This is a genomic window from Candidatus Paralachnospira sp. LCP21S3_A2, assembly GCF_052118925.1.
Lineage (GTDB): Bacteria > Bacillota > Clostridia > Lachnospirales > Lachnospiraceae > Lientehia.
In genome coordinates this window covers 77,736-101,961 of record NZ_JBQKGG010000003.1, presented here as the reverse complement: position 1 = coordinate 101,961, position 24,226 = coordinate 77,736, and the positions used below count along the sequence as shown (strand labels likewise).

At 49.9% G+C, this 24,226-nt stretch carries 21 protein-coding genes and 2 pseudogenes; 4 read left to right on the top strand and 19 right to left on the bottom strand.

Translation table 11 applies throughout. From position 1 onward, the window contains the following. Positions 1-173: 173 nt before the first annotated feature. Genes ACTQ3K_RS03815 through ACTQ3K_RS03805 form a run of 3 tightly spaced genes read right to left on the bottom strand, consistent with a single transcriptional unit; the run spans position 174 to position 4,021 of the window. A complete protein-coding gene (locus ACTQ3K_RS03815) occupies positions 174-1,832 on the bottom strand; it encodes an ABC transporter ATP-binding protein (protein ID WP_441566010.1) in 1,659 nt (552 codons plus the stop codon). Beyond that, positions 1,816-3,558 (bottom strand): ABC transporter ATP-binding protein, encoded by a 1,743-nt coding sequence (locus ACTQ3K_RS03810; protein WP_441566011.1) that lies wholly within the window; start codon positions 3,556-3,558, stop codon positions 1,816-1,818. Before ACTQ3K_RS03810 ends, ACTQ3K_RS03815 begins: the two co-directional genes overlap by 17 nt. Continuing rightward, positions 3,548-4,021 (bottom strand): MarR family winged helix-turn-helix transcriptional regulator, encoded by a 474-nt coding sequence (locus ACTQ3K_RS03805; protein WP_441566012.1) that lies wholly within the window; start codon positions 4,019-4,021, stop codon positions 3,548-3,550. The genes ACTQ3K_RS03810 and ACTQ3K_RS03805 overlap by 11 nt, the downstream gene beginning before the upstream one ends. Positions 4,022-4,318: 297 nt before the next feature. Between ACTQ3K_RS03805 and ACTQ3K_RS03800 the strand changes: the two genes are divergently transcribed. Beyond that, positions 4,319-4,750 carry a CYTH domain-containing protein gene (locus ACTQ3K_RS03800; RefSeq protein WP_441566013.1) on the top strand — a complete coding sequence of 144 codons (432 nt, stop codon included), beginning with the start codon at positions 4,319-4,321 and terminating at the stop codon, positions 4,748-4,750. A 407-nt stretch (positions 4,751-5,157) separates the two neighbouring features. Here ACTQ3K_RS03800 and ACTQ3K_RS03795 read toward each other — a convergent pair whose 3' ends face one another. The 10 genes from ACTQ3K_RS03795 to spoIIID all read right to left on the bottom strand — a co-directional run bounded on the left by ACTQ3K_RS03795 (position 5,158) and on the right by spoIIID (position 16,788). Further along, positions 5,158-6,378, bottom strand: a complete 1,221-nt coding sequence (locus ACTQ3K_RS03795; RefSeq protein WP_441566014.1) for a PrsW family glutamic-type intramembrane protease — start codon at positions 6,376-6,378, stop codon at positions 5,158-5,160. A gap of 85 nt (positions 6,379-6,463) precedes the next feature. Beyond that, complete coding sequence (gene putP / locus ACTQ3K_RS03790; protein WP_441566015.1) at positions 6,464-8,005, bottom strand: sodium/proline symporter PutP; 1,542 nt, start codon at positions 8,003-8,005, stop codon at positions 6,464-6,466. 278 nt (positions 8,006-8,283) lie between these two features. Further along, the gene (locus tag ACTQ3K_RS03785; RefSeq protein ID WP_441566016.1) at positions 8,284-8,877 is read right to left on the bottom strand and encodes a TetR/AcrR family transcriptional regulator; all 594 of its coding nucleotides are present in this window, start codon (positions 8,875-8,877) and stop codon (positions 8,284-8,286) included. Positions 8,878-9,020: 143 nt separating this feature from the next. Further along, the gene (locus ACTQ3K_RS03780) at positions 9,021-9,821 is read right to left on the bottom strand and encodes a peptidoglycan DD-metalloendopeptidase family protein (RefSeq protein WP_441566017.1); all 801 of its coding nucleotides are present in this window, start codon (positions 9,819-9,821) and stop codon (positions 9,021-9,023) included. 51 nt (positions 9,822-9,872) lie between these two features. Next, positions 9,873-10,811, bottom strand: coding sequence for a SpoIID/LytB domain-containing protein (locus ACTQ3K_RS03775; protein ID WP_441566018.1), 939 nt, complete (start codon positions 10,809-10,811; stop codon positions 9,873-9,875). A gap of 81 nt (positions 10,812-10,892) precedes the next feature. Continuing rightward, the gene (locus tag ACTQ3K_RS03770) at positions 10,893-11,597 is read right to left on the bottom strand and encodes a ComF family protein (RefSeq protein WP_441566019.1); all 705 of its coding nucleotides are present in this window, start codon (positions 11,595-11,597) and stop codon (positions 10,893-10,895) included. Between the two features lie 48 nt (positions 11,598-11,645). After that, positions 11,646-13,856, bottom strand: a complete 2,211-nt coding sequence (gene recD2 / locus ACTQ3K_RS03765) for an SF1B family DNA helicase RecD2 (protein ID WP_441566020.1) — start codon at positions 13,854-13,856, stop codon at positions 11,646-11,648. A 122-nt stretch (positions 13,857-13,978) separates the two neighbouring features. Beyond that, positions 13,979-14,983: a rod shape-determining protein gene (locus ACTQ3K_RS03760; RefSeq protein ID WP_441566021.1), complete on the bottom strand. Its 1,005-nt coding sequence runs from the start codon at positions 14,981-14,983 to the stop codon at positions 13,979-13,981. A gap of 477 nt (positions 14,984-15,460) precedes the next feature. Then, a complete protein-coding gene (locus tag ACTQ3K_RS03755) occupies positions 15,461-16,450 on the bottom strand; it encodes a putative ABC transporter permease (protein WP_441566022.1) in 990 nt (329 codons plus the stop codon). A gap of 83 nt (positions 16,451-16,533) precedes the next feature. Continuing rightward, positions 16,534-16,788: a sporulation transcriptional regulator SpoIIID gene (spoIIID, locus tag ACTQ3K_RS03750; protein ID WP_441566023.1), complete on the bottom strand. Its 255-nt coding sequence runs from the start codon at positions 16,786-16,788 to the stop codon at positions 16,534-16,536. 259 nt (positions 16,789-17,047) lie between these two features. On the opposite strand from spoIIID, the gene ACTQ3K_RS03745 reads away from it, so the two are divergent. Next, complete coding sequence (locus ACTQ3K_RS03745) at positions 17,048-17,380, top strand: sporulation initiation factor Spo0A C-terminal domain-containing protein (protein WP_441566024.1); 333 nt, start codon at positions 17,048-17,050, stop codon at positions 17,378-17,380. Positions 17,381-17,462: 82 nt separating this feature from the next. Here the strand turns inward: ACTQ3K_RS03745 and ACTQ3K_RS03740 are convergent. The 3 genes and pseudogenes from ACTQ3K_RS03740 to ACTQ3K_RS03730 all read right to left on the bottom strand — a co-directional run. Further along, a pseudogene (locus tag ACTQ3K_RS03740) lies at positions 17,463-17,624 on the bottom strand (nucleotide-binding domain containing protein); the annotation flags it as partial. Positions 17,625-17,742: 118 nt separating this feature from the next. After that, complete coding sequence (locus tag ACTQ3K_RS03735; RefSeq protein WP_441566025.1) at positions 17,743-17,955, bottom strand: nucleotide-binding protein; 213 nt, start codon at positions 17,953-17,955, stop codon at positions 17,743-17,745. 17 nt (positions 17,956-17,972) lie between these two features. Beyond that, positions 17,973-18,743 carry a nucleotide-binding protein gene (locus ACTQ3K_RS03730; RefSeq protein WP_441566026.1) on the bottom strand — a complete coding sequence of 257 codons (771 nt, stop codon included), beginning with the start codon at positions 18,741-18,743 and terminating at the stop codon, positions 17,973-17,975. Between the two features lie 173 nt (positions 18,744-18,916). On the opposite strand from ACTQ3K_RS03730, the gene ACTQ3K_RS03725 reads away from it, so the two are divergent. Continuing rightward, entirely contained in the window at positions 18,917-19,564 is a 648-nt protein-coding gene (locus ACTQ3K_RS03725) for a TetR/AcrR family transcriptional regulator (RefSeq protein ID WP_441566027.1), read from the top strand. On the opposite strand, the gene ACTQ3K_RS03720 is transcribed toward ACTQ3K_RS03725, so the two are convergent. Beyond that, complete coding sequence (locus tag ACTQ3K_RS03720; protein WP_441566028.1) at positions 19,486-20,112, bottom strand: DUF3786 domain-containing protein; 627 nt, start codon at positions 20,110-20,112, stop codon at positions 19,486-19,488. The genes ACTQ3K_RS03725 and ACTQ3K_RS03720 overlap by 79 nt on opposite strands. Before the next feature lie 318 nt (positions 20,113-20,430). On the opposite strand from ACTQ3K_RS03720, the gene ACTQ3K_RS03715 reads away from it, so the two are divergent. Further along, a complete protein-coding gene (locus ACTQ3K_RS03715) occupies positions 20,431-20,880 on the top strand; it encodes an Rrf2 family transcriptional regulator (protein ID WP_441566029.1) in 450 nt (149 codons plus the stop codon). Between the two features lie 306 nt (positions 20,881-21,186). On the opposite strand, the gene ACTQ3K_RS03710 is transcribed toward ACTQ3K_RS03715, so the two are convergent. Further along, on the bottom strand, positions 21,187-21,807 hold the full coding sequence (locus ACTQ3K_RS03710; protein WP_441566086.1) for an O-acetyl-ADP-ribose deacetylase: 621 nt from the start codon (positions 21,805-21,807) through the stop codon (positions 21,187-21,189). A 138-nt stretch (positions 21,808-21,945) separates the two neighbouring features. After that, positions 21,946-23,850, bottom strand: a pseudogene (locus ACTQ3K_RS03705) (TIGR02452 family protein); the annotation flags it as partial. Positions 23,851-24,226: the final 376 nt, after the last annotated feature.

The following is a 24,226-nucleotide window of genomic DNA, read 5'->3' as shown; positions in this document are numbered from 1 at the left end:
TCCCTGTTTTCATGTGTTTCCGAATGATTTCATGCTTCTGCATCCGTGTATTTCCGCACATTTCTGCGCATTTCCGAACCATTTCCGCGGCTGCTCTGTGAACAGCACGCTCCTCGTCCTGATTTTCCCCTATTATAGTAATTTCCGCTTCACTTGTCCACAAAATTCCATTTTTACTGCTGTTTTTTGTTTATACCGCCTTTTATTTCGACTGTCCTTCCTCCAAGGCTTTCATAAATCCTGTGAGAAACTGAAAGGACAGTCCGTCCCTTTGATGCACAGCTCAGCGCTTCCAGCACACGCGCTTCGGTCTCAGTGTCCAGATTTGCTGTAATCTCATCCAGAAGAAGAACAGCCGGATCTGCTGCCACGGCACGGGCAATGGACAACAGCTGCCACTCTCCCTGGGAAAATAGCCCCTCCGTGCATACCGTATCATAGCCATCCGGCAGCGTCTCAATACTTGTATGGATTCCGGCCAGTCTTGCCGCCTTTTCCGCCATTTTCCCGGTAATCCGCGGATCACCCAGGGTGATCTGTTCCCGTATCGTTCCGGGCACGCAGAGAAAATGCTGCTCCACACAGCCGATACAGGTCCGTCGTTCCTGATCCGTAATATCGGAAACATTCCTGCCGCCGATGGTGATCGTACCTCGTTCCGGCGGGTACAGTCCCAGCAACAGCTTGAGCACCGTGCTTTTTCCTGCGCCTGTCCGGCCGGTCAACGTGACCGGTTCCCCCGGCTTTACTTTCATGGAAAAATCCTCCAGGACATGCGTTTCCCCATAGCCGAAGGTCACATGGGAAAACTCCACCTCCCCTCTCGCTGCTGTTTCCTGCTCTCTCCCGATCATCCGCTCCGGCTGGTCAAGAAAGGCATCGATCCGCCTGACTCCTGCCATGGCCGTCTGAATGGTCTGGATCTCCATGCCAAGGCTTTCGATGGGTGCAAAAATACGGGAAATATAATTCATGACCGCAACCGAGGTCCCCACCGACATGCCGAACAGACGCAGGACGCGCGGACTGCCGGATGCAGACAGCAGCATGACCATGCCGACCACAGCTGCATTCAATACAAGTACTGCCGGCGAATAAACTGCATCATAAAAGTTCGTCCGTTCCATGGCTGCATAGCTGTCGCCGATGCTCCGGTCATAGCGCCGCTCCATGTAGGTCTCCATTCCCAGTGCCCGGATCGTGCGGATATTATGAAGCGTTTCCGGCACCTGCCCGGATACAGCCGCAACGGCACGCCGGTTGTCCAGCTGTGCCGCCAGCATCCGTTTCTGTACCTGACGGGTAAACACGGCAAACAGCGGCAGCACCAGAAGCAGAAGAAGTGCCAGTCCGGTGTTCTTCACCGCAATGACCGCCATGATCGAAATAATGCGGCACGCATCCGCCGCCATGCTGATGATACCGGAGGTAAACAACGCCTCTACCGTATCCACATCTCCCGAAAACCACGCAGCCACCTCTCCAGGATTCTGCTCCGCCAGAGTGCCGGCCGGAAGCTTTGTCAGCTTCTGCGACATTTCTGTACGAAGTGCATGCGTCATTTTCTGCCCGAACAGCACCAGCAGACTTTCCTGTGCTGAGGACAGCACGCCCTCCAGCGCAAGGCTTCCGAAATAGAACAGCACTGCAAATCCTGTCAGCGGGATTCCCGCACTCAGACGGTCGATCGCACGTGCCAGCAAGAGCGGGGGGATCAGAGAAGCCACTACCGATGCTGCCACACACAGAAGTGTACCCACCGTAAGCATGCGATTCGTCCCCATTGCCATGCGAATGGCCGTAAATACACCGCTTTTATGCCTGTTCTTCATGCTGCTTTCCTCCTGCCTGGCTTTCATATAACTGACAGTACACCGGTTCAGAGCTCATCAGCTCTTCATGGGTGCCGACCGTCGTTTTTCCGTTTTCCATAAAGATCACCCTCTGCATCTGCGGAAAATGATACAGACGATGGGAGATCAGGAACACCACCTTGTCCTTTCCATAATCCTGCAAAGCTGCAAATATCGTATCCTCGGTACGGCGGTCCAGTGCGGAAAACGGATCATCCAGAATCAGGACCGGCCGGGGATGCGCAAGGGTTCTCGCCAGCGCCAGACGCTGTGCCTGCCCGCCGGAAAGACGGGTTCCACTGCTGCCGATGACCGTATCCGTTCCTTTTTCCATGGCAAGCACCTCGTCCTTCAGTGCCGCCGCCTCCAGATAAGGCATTGCCTCCTGCTCGCTGCCGCAGAGTACATTATTCTCTACCGTATCAGCAGTGAGCTCCGGATCATGCCCCAGATAACCGACCAAAGCCGCGATCTGCCGTGGGGAAAGCTCTGAAAATTCTTTCTCTCCGAACCTTGCCGAACCGCCGTATGGCGCTTCACAGAGGAACACCCGGCCAAGCGTGGACTTTCCGCAGGCAATCGGCCCGGTAACACCGATAATGTCGCCAGGATGGGCAGTCAGCGTCAATCCGGAGAAAACCGGCTTATCATCGTATGCAAAAGAAAGATTTTCCAGCTTCACATCAGACGATTCCGGGACAGCCAGCGGTTCCAGCTCTTCCGGTGATTTCATCAGCGGCCTGATGCGTTTCCAGGAAACCTCCGCCTTCTGAACCGAATTGAACAGCTTTGCCACCTTCGATGATTTCACTGTCAGCCTGGTGAAGCAGGAAAGGAATGTGGTCAGCGCCGCAATATCCCAGGTATTCCAGCCGCTCCCCAGAATATTTTTTGCTCCGAACCACAAAATAAACAGCACACCGGCCTCCGATACCGCCAGATACAACGGCGGCAGGGACGCTTGCCATACATGGTTCCTCACCGCCGTTTTTTCATAGATATTCAGTGCCTCTTCGTACCGTTCTTCTCTTGCTTTCTCACAGCCATAGATCCGGTAAGTCACCGCATTCTGTGCCCGGTCCAGAGTGGCCGTGCTGAGGGCGCCCGCAGCCTTTTTATAAGCAGTTCCCGCCCGCTGAACCGGCTTTTTCATCCATGCCGCACAGACATAGGACACCGGTGTAAAGAGCAGACTGAGCAATGCCAGACGCCAGTCATAAACCAGAAGCATCCCTGCATAGCCCGCCAGCGCAACGCCTGTATCGAAAATTTCTGTTGTGAATTTCCGCATTCCCTCCACACAGTCGTCCACATCGGAAATTGCCTTCGTCATCAGCTCTCCGACGCCTTCCTGTCCCAGCGTTTCCCGGCTCTGCCGCACCAGATTGGCATAGAGGATTCCTTTCATCCGGCGGTTGATGTTATTGGCAAAGCGGCGGACATAGAACCGTTTGATAAACCGCGCGGCCTGTATCGTCAGGGTGACCAGAATATAGGCCGGCACCAGCACCGCCATCTTTGCAGCAATCTCGTTTCCGTCAAGAATATCAGCCAGGCACTGTGCCAGCCGTCCCTCAAACCATGGTCCGGCCAGCAGACCGATATTATAGATCAGACCGGAAAGCGTCACTAATGCCAGCGGCAGCCATTCCGCGCGGAAATACGCGCTGATCCTGTCCGGACGAAATGACGTTTCATTCTTCATCGGTATCTTCCCCTCCTGCTTTCTGAAAATGCGGGAAGCCTGCACGGCTTTCCGTTTTGGAGGCCCGATACAGCTTATCCAGTGTCTCCGCAAAGGCTTCCGCCTCCTCCGGTGCCAGCACGCCGGTCAGATATTCATAAAAAGAAGCCTCAATCTCCGCCTTGGAGGATTTCAGGCTTTCCGCCTTTTCCGTGGGATACAGGAGCTGGCTCCGGCGGTCATTCGGTGCATCCCGGCGGACAAGGTACCCCTTGTTCTCCAGATTTTTCGTTCTCCGTGCAATGGCAGCCTTGTCAGTATGCAGAAGCTCCGCCAGTGCAGCCTGTGTGCAGCCCGGATTATGTCGCAGGGCATGGATCAGGTCGATCTCCGCCGTTCCCACATCCTTGTTCCGCAGCTTACATAAGACCAGCTTTTCCGCCTCGCGGGCGATCTTTGTGATTTTTCTTCCCGTAATATCCATCGTTTCCTCCGTGTTCCATGGTAGTTTCCCTAAAATGATGTAACTACATCGTTGTATATACAACCATTATAGTAGGACTTTCCGATTTGTCAACCGGAGGCTTTCCTGTAAAGGAATCTGAATCAAAATTTTCACCCTCCCCCTTGCCATTTCTCCCCTTCGCGGCGTACAATAAAGAAAATACCATGACAGCCGCAAACCAGCTCTGGCACTCCATTTATCCGGACAACCGATCCTCCCTGCCGTCTCCGGCATGGATCCGCTTCCGGTCATCACACAGGAAAGGACGAACCTCTCATGGAAATCGAACGGAAATTTCTCATAAAAGAGCTTCCCGAAAATCTGGAAACTTATCCTTCTCATCTCATCGAACAGGCTTACCTCTGCACCAAACCGGTTGTGCGGATCCGCCGCCAAGACGATGACTACTATATGACCTATAAAGGCGGCGGCCTCATGGCAAGGGAAGAGTATAATCTTCCCCTCAACAAAGAAGCGTATGAGCATCTGAAAACAAAAGCCGACGGCCGCACCATCACCAAGCGGCGCTATAAAATTCCTCTGGGAAACTACACCATCGAGCTGGATCTCTTCACCTGCCCCGAGGGCCTCATCATGGCCGAAGTCGAATTCCCCACCAAAGAAGAAGCCCTCGCCTTCACTCCCCCGGAATGGTTCGCCCAGGACGTCACCATGGATCCCAGGTATCATAATAGTAATATGATCTGATCCACAAGGGAGTCAAAGTCGTGCGGCACATGCCCGCATGTGTCCGCATGACCTTGACTCCCGCTCATTCATGAGGAAGTAGTCCGACAGGACGGATTCCGAATGAATGCAGGATTGTGGGAGCTGCTCAGCAGCGAAGCAATCCGTGGAACAGATCTCCACACAGGCCTTGGGACCCGCCCTCTCATGAGGACGAAGCCATTTTCCTGGAAAATGCGCGCAGTCCGAATGAGAGCAGGATTGTGAGAGCTGCTCAGCAGCGCAACAATCCGTCGGGGATCAGCTCCCCGTGTCCCAGACCTTGAATCCCGAATGTAAAAAGGCAGATTCCGAAGAACCTGCCTTTCCCGACTTTCTTATTTTCATTTCAAAGCTCAACTCACAAATCCAGCGCCAAAAATCCTTTCTTACAGGATTCCATTCTCCCGCTGCTTTGCCAGTCTTGTGATCTGCTTCAGACCGGAGCTGATCAGCGGCAGCGTTACCACCCATGCCACAACGATCAGGGCAATGTATTTCCCGTAGGCGCCCAGGAACTGTAACGGGCAGTCCCAGATTCCATGAAGCACAACGGAGATGGCAAAGAAAAACAGAAATCTTCCGCTTGTGAGCATAGAATAGTTAAAGGGCCGTTCTCCCTTCGTTGCAGCCAAAGCCGCACCGGCGATGGCTGTCCACACTACATGGCCGCCAAGGGACAGAACGCCGCGTAACAGCGTGACATTGAGCATCACATCTGTAGAGCTGGTTTCAAGAAGATTACGGAACGCATAACCGGCAGACTCGAACACGGCGAAGCCGGCTCCCACGCAGGCTCCGAGAAGCAGCCCGTTCAGGATATATTTGGAATCGGTTTTCTTCATATAATACGCAACGACCACGATCTTTCCGGCTTCCTCTACCAGGCCGACCAGGAGTGCGCCGATATAGGAAAGGTTTCCGGCTCCTGTGATCTTATACAGAATCAGCGTGCAGACCAGTGATAACACACCGCCCACAAAGAACATGGAAACCACGCTGAAAATACTGATATTTCTCGGCGCATTGACTTCCCAGAAGAATACCAGAAGCGCAAACGGAACTGTCATGGCTCCCATGAAGATGAATCCCGGTATCGCATTGATATTCTGGAATTCCAGAAGGATAAAATACAGGATCAGGCTGGTCACAGCCAGAAATACAAATACTCTGGAGTACAGCCACGGCTTGGGCCACTGTGCTGTGATCTCGGATTCCTTCGGCGTTGTTTTCTTCGTTCCGGCGATGAAAAGCTCCTCCGTCTCTTCCTGCGTATGCTTTTTAAATACCTCTGATACCAGATCGGACAGATGTACCTCTACCGGCCCGCTCTCGCCGATCTTTTCATTTAATGTTCCTGCCACTTTGTCAAAGCTGCTCTTCACATAATCCGCCGCAGTTGCATTGACATGACTGTTTTCTTTCCCAGACGCCAGAAGATCCCTTCCGCAGTTTCCACAGAATCTTGCACCGGGTTCCAGCGCCTCGCCGCAGAACGGGCAGTGATTTCCGGCAGCTTCCGCCTGCGCATCCTGCTTTGCTCCGCACAGTGGACAGAATTTAGCCTGCTCATTTAAGATGTTTCCACAATTTGGACAACGTTTTTCCATGCTCTTTCTCCTTTGCTTTTATTCCGACATTAGATTATACTCTCTTCGGGATTTTTCGCAAGTTTTTTCCGCTGTCCATATATCTTTACTTTCCCTGCTTCACTTCCTCAAATTCTCTCTCGATCTCTGCGTCAGGTTTTCCGGTCGCAAGAGATACCACCAGGATCATCATCGATGCCACAAGGAATGCGGGAAGCAGCTCATACAGATCCCAGGCGCCGCCAAGGGGACGAACCAGGAACTTCCATACAAATACCATAATTCCGCCGCTGAGTATGCCTGCCAGGGCTCCCCACTTGTTGCTGCGCTTCCAGAACAGTGCGAACAGCACGACCGGTCCGAATGCCGCGCCGAAGCCTGCCCAGGCAAAGGACACAATCTTAAATACCGAGCTGTTTGGATTCCATGCCAGCAGAATACTGATCACTGCAATACCTAAAACCGTCAGTCTTGCGATGAGCATGGCTGTCTTTTCTTTCATCTTGATCCCGGCGAAATCCTGAAGCAAATTCTGGGAAACACTGGAAGCCGCCGCCAGGAGCTGGGAGTCAGCTGTGGACATGGTGCAGGCAAGGATTCCTGCCATGATCACACCGGCCAGCAGTGCCAGAAGCACGCCGTTCTGTCCCATGATATTGGAAAGACGGATGATAATCGTCTCTGCCTCAGAGCTTGTTCCGAGAAGCTCAATCTTACCTGCTGCCGACACTGCGTTTCCGATGACACCGATCAGGATCGCTACGCCCATGGAGATCACCACCCAGATGGAACCGATCCGTCTGGAGGTTTTCAGCTCACTTTCCTTCCGGATCGCCATAAACCGCAGAAGGATATGGGGCATACCGAAATAGCCCAGTCCCCATGCCAGCGTTGATGCAATGCTCAGGAATCCGTAGGACGAGGTTGTCTGCTCACCTGCATGATACAGATGGGTCATGCTCAGATAACCGCTCATGCTCTTTGCATTGTCCACGACTGCTCCCCAGCCGCCGGCATAGCTGATTCCAAAGAATACGACCACGATCAGAGAAATACTCATGACGATACTCTGGATCAGGTCCGTGGTCGATACCGCCAGAAAACCGCCCATAATGGTATAGCCCACAACAACTGCCGCTCCAAGAAGCATGGCCGCATGATACTCCAGTCCAAACAGGCTGTTGAACAGGGTTCCCACTGCCTTGAAGCCGGATGCCGTGTACGGCACAAAGAAGATCAGGATCACAATGGCCGCGATGCAGGAAAGGATATTTTTCTTATCATGATAACGTCTGGAAAAGAAATCCGGGATCGTAATGGAATCGGTCTTTACCGAATACCGGCGAAGCCGCTTGGCCACGATCAGCCAGTTCAAATACGTTCCGATGGCAAGCCCGATAGCCGTCCATGCTGCATCCGCCACACCGGTGAGATATGCCACGCCGGGCATCCCCATCAACAGCCAGCTGCTCATATCCGACGCCTCTGCGCTCATGGCCGTCACCAGCGGTCCCAGCTGTCTGCCGCCCAGGTAGAACTCTCCGGTGTTTCCGCTGCCGCCTTTTTTCGTACAATAAAATCCAATGTAAAGCATACCTGCCAGGTATACAAGGATGGTGATCAGAATACAGATCTGTTTCATACTCATAGCTTGTTCCTCCGTTCTCCGCCCGTTTTCGGGCAACGGCATCAGTATAACACAGGTTTTTTCTGCACGCAATACAGAACGAGGTATAGACCATATCCTGTACTTTTTTATAATAAAATGCCGATTATCCGTGTATTATCAAAGAAAATCGGCTGTACGATTTTTATTCTATTTATAGTCTTGTTTGTATTTTTATTGATACACAGCTTTCTCATGGAAGCTCCCGCTATCTTTTGGTCTGCAATCCTGCTGCATAAAAAGCTGTCTGTTTCCTCTGATCAACTCTGCGGTGCAGGGAATCCGCTCAAAAATACCGGCATCATTCGCTGTGCATACTGCTTCAGAGAATATTCTCCGCTGCACAGACACCAGTCATACATCAGTGCCCGCTCACAGAGCGCATAAAGCTTCACCATCTCGCCTGCACTCATGGCCGTTCCAAGCTCTCCGCTTTTCTGTCCCTCCACTATGATTTTCCGGAGAAGCCGGTAATAGGTACGGCTGTGATCCAGAAGATGCTTCTCTCCGGAGGTAACAAGCTGGGTTGAAAGAAGCCGGGACAAAAGCTCCATGGAAACGCTGTTTTCGATCATGTCAAACAGCTCTTCATTAAGAAACAAAAGCTTCTCCATGGCACCCATATCCTCCGGAAAGGAATCCTCCAGCTCCTCGTATTTTTCATCAAACAACGTACTCAGTGTGCTGAGCAGCGCATCCTTCCCGTCAAAATAATGGTAAAAGGAACCTTTTGAGGTGTGAGAAGCCACAATGATCTCCTCCACCGTCGTATCCTCATAGCCCTGCTCATAAAACAGCTTCCAGGCCGCCGCAACAATCCTTCCTCTTGTGTTTCTTGTACTTTTCCTCGCCATGCTTTAAAACTCTGCCTTCCCTTTTTATACTGAATGCTTCACGCCGTCCCGGCTTCCGGGGAATTGTACTTCCGATGAGAAGCAGTCCGGAATCCAGGGCGGCGTTCTGTCATTTTACGCGCAGCAGACCGCATGATGCCCTTTTACTGCATCAGCTCCAGCGGATCTATGGGCGCTCCGTCTTTTGTCACTTCAAAATACAGGCTGGTGCCCTCCACCACATAATACTTTGTCGGCTCGGCCAGGGTTCCGATGACACTGCCCGCTTCCACGAAATCACCTTCGGAAAGCGCAGGCTCCTCAAGCTGTCCGCAGACCGCTTCATAACCGTTCCCCAGATCCAGGGTTACATAATTTCCCAGCTCCTCGTCACTTCCAACGGTCTTTACCAGTGCGTCTGCCGGAGCCTTTACCGGGGTCCCGGCCTCTCCCTGAAGAAGTACCGCGGGACTGCACTTATACTCGTCCAGCGTTGGGAAATAAATGGTGTGTTCCATGGAATAATCCAGAAGGACGTTTCCCTCCACCGGCCAGATCAGGCGGCTTGTCCCATCGTATGCCACCGCACGGACCTCCTCTGCCGCCGCAGGCGCTTCGCCATCGGTTTCCTCCGTTTCTGCCACAGCCATCTCCGGACCCGGGGCAGCCGGCTGTTCGTTTTCCGTCTCTGCTTCCGTCTCTGTTTCCGCCTGTGCTTCCTGTAGGATACCGCCCGGCTTCTGCGTTTCCTCGTTCGTTTGTTCTGTCTCCTGCTTCGTTTCTTCCTTTGTCACTGTTGTTTCGTCATTCCACAGAAGCTGTTCAGACGTTTCTCCGGATTCCAGGTAACTCCGGCTCTCCCCGTCTTTCGTCCCGGGCTTCTGCCACGCCAGAACTCCGGCGATGGCAGTTACACTTACCAGACACCCCAGCAGCATGACCAGCAATCCTTGCTTTTTTTTCACGATAATCACCTCGGTATTAGTTTTGCCCGATTACCGTGTCCTATTCAAAAATTAACTTCCAGCTTTTGGCTGGATTTCAATGGTCACATTCTGAAAATAATAAAAAAGGATTTCCTGCGCAGTCTGCCCGGCTTCTGCCAGATACTGAGCCCCGGTCTGACTCATGCCATACCCGTGTCCCTCGCCTTTTGCTGTGATCCACAGCACGTTTCCCGACCGGCTGATGGTAAAGGCCGGAGACGAAAGGGAAAGTGCCTCCGCGATCTCATCGCCGGAATACGTTTCTGTGCCGAGCACCGCGCTGGTTACATATCCGGCCTCATCTCTCCCGATGATCTGAAGCTCCGCTGCCAGCTGCTCCGGAATTTCCTGCCCGCGGACTGTCCTCAGTTTTTTCGCCAGCTCCGCCGCCGGGAACCAGGTTCCGGCTGCCCCATTGATTGGAGGCTGTTCCTTTTCCGGCAGATCCCAGGAGCTGTCCACAGATCTCAGATAAGGAAAGCTCACGCCTCCGTCCCTGGTTTTTCCGGCGCTCCGTCTGTGAAACACGCTGTCGATCAGCGTTCCATTACAAGTCAGCACCATACCCTCCGTCTCCGAGAGTGCCGCCTGAAATTTTTTCTCCGCCTCCCCGGCAGTGCTTCCCCATGCCTCTGTACGCTCTGTTTCCTTCCATGCTTCTGTTCCAAGCTCTGCTTCGTCCATCAGGCTTCTGCCGGAAAGCTTCTTATAAATATATGTCCGCGCCAGAATAATCTGCGCCTTGACTGCCTCTTTCTCATATTCCGCCGGAATCTGCGCCGCCGCCATGGCAAGCGCATACTGCTCCAGATCCATCTGTCTGTCCGGCTCGCCCTGGCAGAGCACCACACGGCCGCTCTCCGGCTTCTGTCCGTTATTTTTCCGGTTCTGTTTTCCGGCCGCAAGCAACGTGATCACATAAGGAATCAGCAGGCAGCAGACAGCTGCCGCAAGGATCTTCCGCTTCATAAATGCCTCCGGACAATTTCCGAGGATCCTCCTTACAGTATACGCGAGGCTCTGCCAGTCCTATACGTTTCCGGCTTTGCTTTATTTTCCTCTCATGGTAATTGCAATGTTCCCCAGATAAACCCTTCCCGCTCCCGCCTCCAGAAGCGCTCTGGTACAGCTCTCCGCTGTGGCACCGGTGGTGTAAATATCATCGATCAGAACCAGGCAAGAATACTCATGCAGATCCTTCACCGCGCGGAACGCATGCTTCTCATTTTCCAGCCGTTCCTCGTAACTCAGATCCTTCTGAGCCGCAGTATCCTCCACCCGCTCCAGCAGATTTTCCACCGGAATCTCCAGCATCTCCCCGATCTTCTTTGCCAGCAGTTCCGCCTGGTTATAGCCTCGCTCTCTCTTTTTTCTCTTATAAAGCGGCACCGGAACGAGCGCATCAGGGAACAGATTTATGGTCTGTATTCCGCAGTGCTTATAATAACGCTGGGCCAGAAACTCGGCGGCCCGCCGCCGGTTTTTATATTTTAGCAGGCCTATCAGTGTCCGCATCGCATCATTATAATTGTACACTGCCATACCGCCATAATAGCTCCGCCGGTTCTTCCGGCAGTCCGGGCAGCGCCAGCTGTCTCCGGAAATTTCCTTTCCGCAGCACAGGCAGACCGGCTCCTCGACCAGTGAAAGCTTCTCTCCCTGGCAATCCCAGCAGACATCGGGATCGGCCCATGTAAGCTCCCGTCCGCAAAGCAGGCAATTTCTCGGAAACAAAATCTCATCCAGCCGTTTCATGTGTGCCTCCTCCCTGCCGTTTCCCGGCTATGTACCTCATACTTTTTTCTACAATTCCTCCAGCCGCTTATCCAGACTGGAATACCTTCTCTGTTCCGTCTCATTGGCTTCCATGGAAAGAAATGTCTCTGGAAGTCCCACAATGCAGACACAGGATTTTGCCCTGGTCACTGCCGTATAAAGAAGATTCCTGGTCATCAGCATACGCGGCCCCGACAGCAGCGGAATCACTACCGCCGGATATTCGCTGCCCTGTGCCTTATGAATCGTGATGGCATAAGCCAGTTCCAGCTCCTCCAGACCGCCAAACTCATAAGTCACCATGCGCCCCTCGTCATATTCTACCGTCAGCTCCTCCGCGAAGCTGTTGATCTCACGGATCACACCAATGTCCCCGTTGAACACTCCGGTTCCGGCATCAAGCACCGTTCCCACCTTCCCGCGGATCTCCCACTCCATCTGGTAATTATTCCGGATCTGCATGACCTTGTCGCCCTCACGGAACAGCCCCTGTCCCGTCTCATGCTCCGCTTTATTCGGTGCCGGCGGGTTCAGATATTCCTGAAGGATCCTGTTAAGCCGTTCTACCCCCAGAATCCCCTTCCGCATAGGAGCGATCACCTGGATCTCATTCATGGAAATATGGAGATAATCCGGAAGCTTCTGGCAGATCAGTGTGATGAGCGCATTGATGACCGCATTGGCATCCAGCCGGCGGATAAACAGAAAATCACGGCTCCGCACAGCAATGTCTACCGGCTCTCCCCGGTTGATCTTATGGGCATTTAAGATAATATCGCTTGCCGCCGCCTGGCGGAAAATCCTGGTTAAGCGCACCACATGAAACCGCTCCGACTGGATAATATCCTTTAAGACATTGCCCGGACCGACGCTGGGAAGCTGGTCACGGTCGCCCACAAGAATCAGTCTGGTTCCGGATGCAATGGCCTCCAGCAGCGATTCCATAAGCTGAATATCCACCATGGACATTTCGTCAATGATAATGACATCTGCCTCCAGAGGGTTTGCTTCATTCCGGTTAAAGCGTCCCTCCGTCTGAACCTCCTCCTGGGGACCGGAAACCTCCAGCAGCCGGTGGATCGTTTTGGCTTCATAGCCGGTGGCCTCCGACATCCGCTTGGCCGCCCGGCCTGTGGGCGCCGCCAGTGCCACCTCCATGCCCTCCATCTCGAAGAAGCGGATCAGTGCCGTGATGGTCGTTGTTTTTCCGGTACCGGGGCCGCCGGTCACCACCAGTACGCCATGGTTTGCCGCCTCTAAAACCGCTTCCCGCTGATGCTCATCCAGCTGAAGCTTTTCCTCCCGTTCGATCCGTGCCAGAAGAGACTGCGCCTTCTGTTCTTCCACTGCCCAGACCGAATCCAGTTCCAAAAGCCGCTTTGCCGTGTTGATCTCCATATAATAGTACTTGGCGGCATAGACGAGGGTCTGCTCCTCCTCCTTTTTCACCACCAGGCGCCGCTCCATGATAAGATCCGAAATCAGTGGCTCAACAGACTCCAGTTCCACCCCCAGAAGCTGGCCGGTGAGCCTTGTCAGTTCCTCCAGAGGCAGATACGTATGTCCGTTGGAAATGGCCTGAAGCAGCGTATAAAGGATCCCGCTTTTGATCCGGTATGCCGAATCCGCCCGGATTCCGGCCTTTACGGCAATCTCATCGGCGATCTTAAAGCCCACCCCGGCGATATCGTCTGCCAGCCGATACGGATTTTCTTCAATGATCGAATACAGCTCATGTCCGTATTCCTTAAAGATCTTTGCCGCCAGATTGACGGAGATCCCGTATTTCTGAAGAAACAGCATGGCGTCCCGCATATCCCGCTTCTCCGCCGCCCGGCTTCCGATCTCCATGGCCATACGGCTGCTGATCCCTTTGATCTCCGACAGCCGCTCCGGCTCTTCCTCAAAGATCCGAAAGGTATCGGTTCCGAATTTTTTCACGATCCGCGCCGCCAGAGCCGCCCCGATTCCCTTAATGGCCCCTGACGCCAGATAGCGCTCAATGGAAGCCGTGTCCTCCGGTTCCTGGATCTCGTATTCCTCCACAACCAGCTGATCCCCGTAAAGCGGATGTGCCTTGATGATCCCCTCCGCCCGGATATACTCGCCTTCTTCCAGAAGCGGCAGGATCCCGACGATGGTATGATCCGTCCCGCCGCCGAATAATTCCACCACCGAATAACCGTTCTCCTCATTGCGGTATACGATCTTGTTGACATAGCCTGATATGGTATCCATCTGTCTCTCCTTCCGTAGTTCTGTGCAGCACACAGAGCGGAATTTTCCATCTTTGACGGTAAAAGGGCCGCAAAAAGTCCAAAGACTTTTCGGCAGCCCTGTTTTCTCTCCAGCTTATTTTTTTATTCCGGCTCTTTCTCACGCTGTCCGTGCATGAACTCGATGAATTTTCCGGTTCCGATGGCAACGGCAGTCAGCGGTTCCTCCGCAATCACCGTATTGATTCCGGTCTTTTCCTCGATCAGCGCATCCAGACCGCTTAAAAGGCTTCCGCCGCCGGTCATAACAATTCCCCGGTCGTACACATCCGCCGCCAGTTCCGGTGGTGTCCTCTCCAAAACATTGTGTACGGCATCCACGATCTGCATCGCAGGCTCACGGAGTGCATCCAGCGTCTCATCGGAAGTAATGGTGATCGTCTTGGGAAGGCCTGTTACCAGGTTCCGTCCGCGGACATCCATGGCTACCAGCTCCGGTCTCTTATAGGCACAGCCGATCTGGATCTTGATCTCCTCCGCGGTTCTCTCACCGATCAGCAGGTTATGCTTCTTTCTCATGAAACGGACGATTGCCTCATCAAAATCATCGCCGGCAACCTTTACCGAAGTGCTTACTACGGTTCCACCCAGGGAGATTACTGCAATGTCCGCCGTACCACCGCCGATATCGACGATCATGTTTCCGCAGGCCTTGGAAATATCGATCCCGGAACCGATAGCCGCCGCCACAGGTTCCTCGATGATGGATACCTCTCTTGCCCCTGCCTGGTAGGTTGCATCCTCAACCGCCTTCTTTTCCACTTCCGTTGCACCACTGGGGATACAAACGCTGATTCGGGGCTTTCGTAATGTCTTCTTGCCGAGCGCCTTGCGGATAAAGTATTTTAACATTTTTTCTGTTACGGTGTAATCAGAAATAACACCCTGCCGCAGCGGCCGCACCGCCACAATGTTTCCGGGGGTACGTCCGATCATCAGACGCGCTTCCTCACCGATGGCCTTGATCTGATTGGTGTCGCGGTCAAACGCCACAACCGAAGGCTCCTTGAGCACAACGCCCTTCCCTTTGATATATACCAGAATGCTGGCTGTACCAAGGTCAATTCCTATATCTGTCGATAATAACATCTGTTTTCCTCCTGTACTGAAACTGCACTTTCTGCTCTCTGTCTTTGTTCACACATTTTCTTCTATCCGATATATGACGATATATGACATGCCGTCCGAACTGCCCGCTCAGGGCTCGTCCGTCCGGAATCTTCAACGATACACTGTCCGGAGCACCGCGTTGGAACCATGTCCGGCTCGACTCCGTATTCTTCTATATTATATACGAATCCCCCTTTTTTTCAATGCCTTTTTGTAACTCCGGGGATTTTCTCCCGGATTTTTCTCTTTCCGTAAAATTTCTTTCATGTTCTTCATGCTTTTTTCATAGTCTGAACATAATTTGAACACATTTTTTTCTTATACTGTTGCCATAGCAATTGAGAGATTGCTATGAACAAGCTTTTTCATACTCACGCTCGGCAGCTTCGGCTGCCGAGTCCCCCCCCCCAAAAAAACACTGTTATATCGCCAGGAAGATGATTCCGAGGCGTTTTTTTATTTCTTCTCTTGTTTTTCTTTCCGCTCCAGTCTCCATTTCTCATAGTTCTCCCGAAGCTCCGAAAGCTCCGCAGACATTTTTCCGGCACTGGCAGAAGGATTTCGTCTCAGCATTTTCAGCTTTAAATAATCCATTTTCTTTTTCTGGGCCTCACCCTCACTCCGGATCGACACCAGCTTCTCACGGAACCGGCTCATCTCCTTTGCCTTTTCCGCATCTTCCTCCTTCTCCATACGGATCAGGGCGCTCAGCTTGTCTGATACCGTATCAAGCAGCGGCGCCATGCGGCTTCCGGCTGTCTGCGACAGCTCTGCCACCCGCTCTCCCAGAGAATCCAGCAGTGCTCCCATCTGTTCCTTTACCGCACTGGACTTCTCACCAAGCGCTCCGCGGATTGTACCGAGCTGTTCGGAAATTCCCTCCTGAAGCTCGCCCAGTTCTTTTTTCAGTCGCACTCTGGCGTCCAGCATATCCCGGATTCCAAGGGCAACCTTGACTGATACCACCGTATCACAAAGAAAGATCACCGAGATCACACAGACCGTTACTGTCACAGCCGCTGCCGGAAGCCCCAGCACAAACGCTTCCACCGGCTGATGGATCACTTTATTCAACAGCACTGTAAAAAGTCCCCAGCAAAGCGATGAGGACAGACATATCACACCTTTATAATTGAATTTCTGATTACTATAATCCCAGTACTTAACCTCAAAAATCGCCTCCATAGCAAGTCCGACCACCAGCTCCAGTGCTGTCGCGCCGATCATTCCGGCAAAAAACATCAGTACCGCATAGGACCGGATCCGCAGCGTTACCAGCAGCATGACCACCGCTCCGGAGCCGTAAATAGGCAGCAGCGGTGAATGAAGAAATCCGCGGTTGACAAACCGGTGCTTTCTGAGCGACACATACGTACTCTCAAAGCACCAGCCAAAGAAGCAATAAATATAGAAAAAAAGAAGCCACTGCTGAAATGAATACGACATAAACAGACCTCCTCTATCTTAGAGTCTAGTCGATGGAGGCCGGTCTGTCAAGCCGTCTGTGCCCGGCAGGACACTGCGGTTCCTTATCCATGAAGACGACGATACTTTTCCTTTGTCGCCATTCCGCCGCGGATATGCCGCTCGGACTTGTTAAGATCCAGCACCTTTCGCGCCTGTGCCGCCAGCGCCGAATCAATATGGACAAGGCGATCCGTCACATCCTTATGTACGGTACTCTTGCTCACCCCAAATTTCCCGGCGGTCTGCCGCACCGTTGCTTTCTCCTCAATAATATACCCTGCTATTTCCACTGCACGTTCCTCGATATAATCCTTCAAGGGCTTCCCCCGGCAATGCTTGTTTTTACAGTGTATGCAGAGGAGGTAAGGGGTATACAAAAAAGATTCGCTGCATTCATTTCCGCCAGTCCACACATTGTTAGTTCCATTTTCCCTGGAAAATGTTGTCTATTTTGGTCGATTAGGGTCGTTTTTTATCGCTTCTATGGACTTTTGGTTTCTTTTACTCTATTTTTATAGTATTGTCCAATTTACTTCTGATGGCTAATCCAGGTTTAGTTCCAAAAGGAGGATTACAATGAAGGAAACATTAACCAAATTCCTGCTCCGCATTGGTGTATTCCAATGCTATGCGGGATACCCGTACTTTGTCTCGGCCGTGGAAATGGCAATCGAAAATCCCTGGCGTCTGTCCAACATCCGTCAGGAAATCTACAGGCCGCTGGCTGCCCGGTATGATGTCAGCCTGTCGTGTATCGAAAAGGATATTCGGACAATCCGAGATGTCATCGTCCGTAATAACGGACTTGCCATTCTTGAAAAAATGACCGGTCAAAGCTTCTATTACCGGAATCCGCCTTTTCCCAAGGAGGTCATTCAGATCTTTGCTGAATGTTTCCGTCCGGATTAGCATCCGTTTATTCAGCCTTGTGCTGAATGAACGCAAAAATGCCTGCGCTTTCGATCCGAAAGCTGCAGGCATTTTCACTTTCTTATTTTTGCATCAGGACTTCAACTGCTTCGCGCAGCGTTGTATCTTCTCCCACATTTCCGGGGAAAATCACATACGGTGTCAATGGAAATCTGCTTTCTTCCCCTGTCTGCCATACCGGAATTCCAGGCTTTATCTGCCCAAGAACATTTGCTTTCCGGACCGCCCATAAACTTCATTTTTTCCTACCGTCAGATGTTGGATAAATTGCTTTAAAATACTATTCATCGTGCAGGCACAGCCTTCATTTGCCTGGTGTATTTTTCCGCTTGAAATAAGCATTACATCATTGTTTTAAAAGCTTTCTCCTTACCGCCAAAATACTCTGTAAAATCTCTTGGAAGTTTTACTCCCAGTTGACGATGCAGCCCATAATTTGATTCATCAGAATCAGCTACAAGAACAGTCTTTCCCATTCGTTCAAATTCTTTGGCAAGCAGTGCTGATACTGTACTTTTTCCACAGCCACCTTTGCCACATACTGTAATCTCCATACCTTCAATCCTCCAACTCACAGTCCTAGCTTCTTTACAATTTCTCCCAGTGCACTTCTTACAGGAGAATCTTTTGGAAGCTGTATGATCGGCTTTCCATCGCAGTCATACTGATAAACCTGATTATCATGAGGCACCACACCCAGCAGCTCCAGTCCCTGATTCCGGATTTCTTCCAAAGTTCCAACATCCAGTTTTCCATCTGGGACTCGATTCACGATCAATCCTGTTTTCTGTGGTTTAAAATTCAATTCCTTCATCAGCTTTGCAATACGTCCGGCTGCCTGAACACCTCTTCTGGAACAGTCACTCACAAGAATCGCAATTTCCATCATTGGCAGGATTCCTCTGCTGATGTGTTCCATACCTGCTTCGTTATCAACCACAATATATGGATAATGGCTTTGCAGTTTCTGAACCTGGGTCTGTACAAGACCATTTACAAAACAATAGCAGCCCTGTCCCTGGGTACGTCCCATTACCATCAGATCATAATCGTCTTCTTCCGCAATCGCATCAGAAAGACGCATTTCCAGATATGTCTGTTTCGTCATACCGGATGGGATCTGATATCGTGGGTCTACGCCTGCCCGCTCAATTTCTTCTCTCAGCTCTCCGAGTGTGATCTCCGGCTCCACGCCAAGTACTTCATTTAAATTGGCATTCGCATCTGCATCCACGGCCAGAACCGGACATTTCCCACTTTCACACAAATACTGGATCAATAATCCACAAAGGGTAGTTTTGCCTACGCCACCTTTTCCTGATATCGCGATTACATATCCCATGTTTTTCCTCCTGAAATTCTGAACAGTCTGTTGACTTTTTCCTTAATCCTCATTATAGTTGTTACTATATAAATCACAATAGCCAATCTATGAAATCTGTTCTGTTCCTCAACACATCCCAAAAACTGTTGAGAAATGATACATTGTAAAGCATACATTCAATGGAGGCCATTATGTCGGAAAAAACAAGAAAGCAGGACCGCCGTACCAGATATACCAGGCAAACCATAAAAGAAACTTTTTTAGAATTATTAAAGCAGAAAGATTTCACAAAAATCACGGTCACTGAAATCTGTAAAATTTCTGAAATAAACAGAGGTACTTTTTATCTGCATTATTACGATGTCCATGACGTGTTGGAAGATATTTTAAATGATATAGCACAGGATATGAAAACAACGGTAGAACATTTATTTTGCCCAAACCAGAACAGCTGTTCCTATCCCTTCTGCCAAAAAATTCAAATGGAAACAAAATACAGATCTCTGTTTCTGGATGACACGATTACTCCCATTCTTCTGGAAAAAATAACGGAAAATACAAAAGAAGGCTATGTGACCTGGCTTATGTCACACAGCCTCCTGACCTTTGAGCAGGCAGAATCGGTTTTTTATTTTCAAATGAATGGCTGCCTTTCCATCAACAGACTGATGCTCCGCAATCACTGTAATGACTGGAAACAGATTCAGACAACAATTGACAAATTTATCAAAGCCGGACTGGAAAGTTTTCTGATTCATGATCAGAGGGAAGAAAATGCTTCCAATAATTTTTGCAGCAAAATTTCTCCAACTGTTACCGCATCTTCTACACTCAGATAATGATCAGCATGATCCTGAAGAAATATTTTGCCAGATACAGGAAATTCTTCATCTGCAAACCATATCTTTAAAGTTACTGGATATCTTGGAAAAACCGGAAAAACAGCACACAGGTCCGCCTCTGTCTCTATGAATTCTGCACCCAGACTTGTACATGCTTTCTGAATTTTCTCAGGATCTTTGTCCTGCAAAAGCTTTTCCAGTTTCTGCTCTGCAGTCCGGTCAAACTTGGTTCCTCGAATCAATCCATCTTTCAGGTTACCAAACGTAATGAGCTTCTGTGAGTCTTCTGTTCCATCTGCCATATCCAGATAATGCAGCAATGCCAGATAATGCCATGCATCCATATCTGAGTTAATATAAAACTCAGGAAGTTGAATTTCAATCACTTCATGAAAACTCGGTACCTCAAGCATATTTTGACTGCTATGAAAAACAGCCCCACTTTTTGCAGCAAGATCCTCTCCAGAACGGTTTTTCAGCCGTTTTACTGCTGCCTGCAACATTTCCTGAAATGCACGATTTTCTCTTTGATTTTTGTATTCCATAAGTTCTCCTTTGTGAATATTTTATCGCATCATGTAATAATCAATGTAATTCTGGTATATTAATTCCTTTTAATTTGTCTACGATCAGCATGTTATACAATCCTCCGTAAGTTTCATTCCTATGTTGACTTTTCCTTTAAATTTCATTATAGTTGTAATTATATTATTTACAATCATTAAAATAAAAAATATGTACAAGTTCTCAACACATTAAAAAGAACTGTTAAGAACTTGAGATATTTTTGATAAACCCGAACTATTTTGTCTCAAAAATGCGAAAACAAAATCTTTATATCATACTACAAGGAGCTTCTTATCATGAAATACTCAACAAAATTAAGCGATACTGTTCACGTGATGGTTCTGATTGCTATCAACCGGGAAAAATCTCTCTCCAGTGCTTCAATTGCAGAAAGTATCCATACAAATTCCGGATTTGTACGCCAGCTTATGTTAAAAATAAAAAAAGCCGGACTTATGACCAGTGTAGCCGGACATGCCCGTCCTTCTCTTTCAAAACCAGCAGACCAGATCACATTGCTGGATATTTATAAAGCAGTTGAAGGCGAGAAACCACTGCTTCATTTAGATACTCATACCAACCCTGATTGCGGCGTTGGCATTAATATTCAGTTGTCTTTGCAGGGATTCTATAATGAAATCCAAAAAACTGCTGAAAAAAAAATGAATACGATTACTTTACAGGATATCATAAATACCTATTATCAGAGAATATCCATGCAAAATAATTTGCAAAACATTATATGAAAGGAGAATCGGCAGAATCTTTTGTAGTGATTGTCCATGGCTTGTTCCACTGAGCACGGATTCCCATTTGGCACAACAGATTGTGAACACATGTGTTCACAATCTGCTCATCCGGTGTTCCTGTTCCACAATACACTTCCCTGCATGCCAATAGGTACCCTGTCTGTTTACGTCTTTCATTTCAAAAATGACGCAGGCATTCTTTGACATTTCAGCATTCCCTCCGGTCGTAAATGCGAACTTATCAATCGGTTTCGGTCGTAAACGGGGACTTGTCAACATGGGGCGGTCGGGACGGGAAATTGGTCAACACCCGCCGTCCCGAAGCATCTTATTCATGGAATAAAAGTTCGGAGACTGCACCATTTCGGATACCCTCCAATGTTCTATCTCATCCGCGTATGCCTTCAGAGTATTGTCATCGAAAAGTACCCACTTGATCACATCCAGTTCTCCCGGATACTCTGCTGCGAACTCCTTGGCAGTCCTTACCGCGATCTTCACTGTCTCATACAGTGGAAAATGATATATGCCCGTGGAAATAGACGGAAATGCAATACTTCGTATGCCGTTATCTACAGCCACCTGCAGGCAGGAACGATAGCTGGAAGCGAGCAGCTCACGTTCTTTTGACTTGCCTCCGTTCCAATGCGGTCCGGGTGTATGAATGATATACTCACAAGGCAGCTTATATGCCCTGGTGATCTTGGCCTGTCCTGTCTTACAGCCATTCAGCATTCGGCATTCAGCCAGGAGTTCCGGTCCCGCCGCCCTGTGGATTGCTCCGTCTACACCGCCACCTCCGAGAAGGCTCGTATTGGCTGCATTTACGATTGCCTGCACGCCATGGTTCTTTGTAATATCTCCGCGTACTGCTTCAAACTTTGTCTGTTTTGCGGGAGCAAGTCTTTCATTCTTCCACTGCATACAGATGTATTTTCTTATCCAGTCCGGGTCCTCATAATGGCTGAATTCACTCATCTGACATCCATGGCAAAGATCGTCTGCCATCTCAATAATGACATCTATCAGTTCCAGGTTCGTCTTCCACTTCTCCTCTATGGCATCATATCCCAAAAGCGCACCGAGAATATTACCGGTAACCGCTCCCGTGGAATCGCTGTCGCCCTTATGATTAACCGCCGAAATCACACCTGCCGAGAAGTCATCCTGATGACGAAGTGCACAGTAGAGAGCAATGCCGAGAGTTTCCTCTGCAACCCAGCCCTCGCCTAACCTGTGGATATTATCAAGATCCTCCTCCTCATTTCCGGACAATTCGATTGCCAGATCAATCATATCGGTAAGCTCCTTCAGATGCTTGTCTCCCCGGAATATCTCTGCCACCTTGTCTCTGGCTTCAATTATGATATTTTTAAGAGTTTTCTTTTCTTCGCCGAAAACGATGCGGTTGATGATGTGCGTCACAATAGCCGCTGGCATATAACCAAGGGAATGCCCATGGGTGATAGCTGCGATCTGGGCACCTTCCATGTCCAGTGTGCCCATCTGCATATGCTTATAATTCAGCGCGACCGGAGCCACTCTCATGATCCCGCCGCAGCCCTTGCTTTGATTCTGTGGCTCTTTCACATAATCGTTCACAAAGCCTTTACCGTTCTTCTGAGCGGAAAGCGCAGACAGACAGGTATTTCCCGGTGCTCTGCTGCTATAAAGCTCCGGCACATCCGCAAGCCATGACCTGCAGGAATAATTCCCTCTGCGATCCTGTATTTTCTGCTTATCGAAGGGATACTCCTGCGTATAGAGCCAGTCCTGATATGCCTGTGTAACATAGTGTCTTGGCCAGCCCTGGATCCCTCTCATTGCTCCTCGTGTATCTCCCACAAGGAGCCCATTCGCCGTAAACAGAGTCATCTGTGTATCATCGGAAATCAGAGCCTTCCCAGTGAAACTGTCCAGCTCATACTCCGTGATTCCTCTCTCACCGTATTTACCGAAGATCTGCTCTTCTCCCCAGAACTCGACAGCATAGCCAAGAGCATCCCCTACAGCACCGCCTGCTAATGAGCCACGGATTTTGTCCAGATTGACCTCCGTCTCTCTGATCCTCTTCATGGCTTCATCCATTTCCTGCTGATCCTCATCCCGGTAAAAATTATCGAAGGCAAAATTTCTATAAAACTCTTTAAAATTATACTGATCCTGCGTCCGGTCAAGCACCGCAAAATCAATCCTGCGGAACAGATCCTTCTCTCTTAATCCATTGTAATCCAGTTCCTTCAGTGCTTTACAGAAAAGATCTGAGATTACATGCGCATCATTACCGAAAGCACCACAGCCCCAGGCTCCAAGAACAAGATGCCTGTACCCAAGATATGCGACGCATTTCAGCATTCCCATGATACGGTTATATACCATGTCCTCATACTCAGACTCGCTCATTCCCTCCTTGCCATGTGATATCATCGGTGCGGCGCAGGTAAGGACAGAAACGACTACTGTATCGTCCAGCAGGTCACCATTCGCATCTTTTATAATTTCTACATAAGGTGTGATCATCAGGGCATCTGAACCCATATAGGTATTGAGGCTCTTGTTATAATCGTAATATTTCCGAGCTTCTTTGCTCTCCAGAGAAAGAAGAAGTGAACTTTTCCTGCAAAGGTCTTCCTCCTGCGCTCTTGCACCGTTACGAACGCCGCCTCCCGGATGCACAGGATTGGCAAAATTCAAAACCAGAATGCCGTGATCATCCCCGGTAAAAAGATACGTATCGCCAAGGCGTTTTCTGGCAAGCGCAAAAGAATCTATATTTTCACAGCCATGTCCGCAGCGTCCAATCACAAACGGCCTGCTGAACTCAGGATCAGAACAATTTTTCTTCACCGCTTCCGGCAGGTACACCTGTATCTCCTGCATTTCTTTTGCGGAAAGTTTCAGTTGTATCCTTTTGCCATTTTTTTCATACCAGCCCTGCTTTAAGATCTTAAGAGTATCCTCCAGCATAGCGATTTCTTTTGATCTGTCTCTCATGAGTCCTCTCCTTCCCTGGATTTATCACAAGTCGCTGAAAAAACCTTATATTTCAAGCATTTTCACACTATCCATTATGTACAGAACTACCGTCTCCACATGGCTTGAAAGGCCCTGATTGATAACAACATAATCGGGATATTTCGGAATAGTCCGTTTGTCTACAGAAACATATCAACTCATATCTGTAGTAGAAATCTGACCGCATCTGTTGTTATCTATATCGCCCCCTAAACCTCACCTGTATATGGGAACTGCTCTGCTTTTTTCCTTTGCTCTTACCCTTATAATGCCAAGGTCAATACCTTAGAAAACGCCATCGTCTCAACCCTGTCTGTTTGCTGTACAA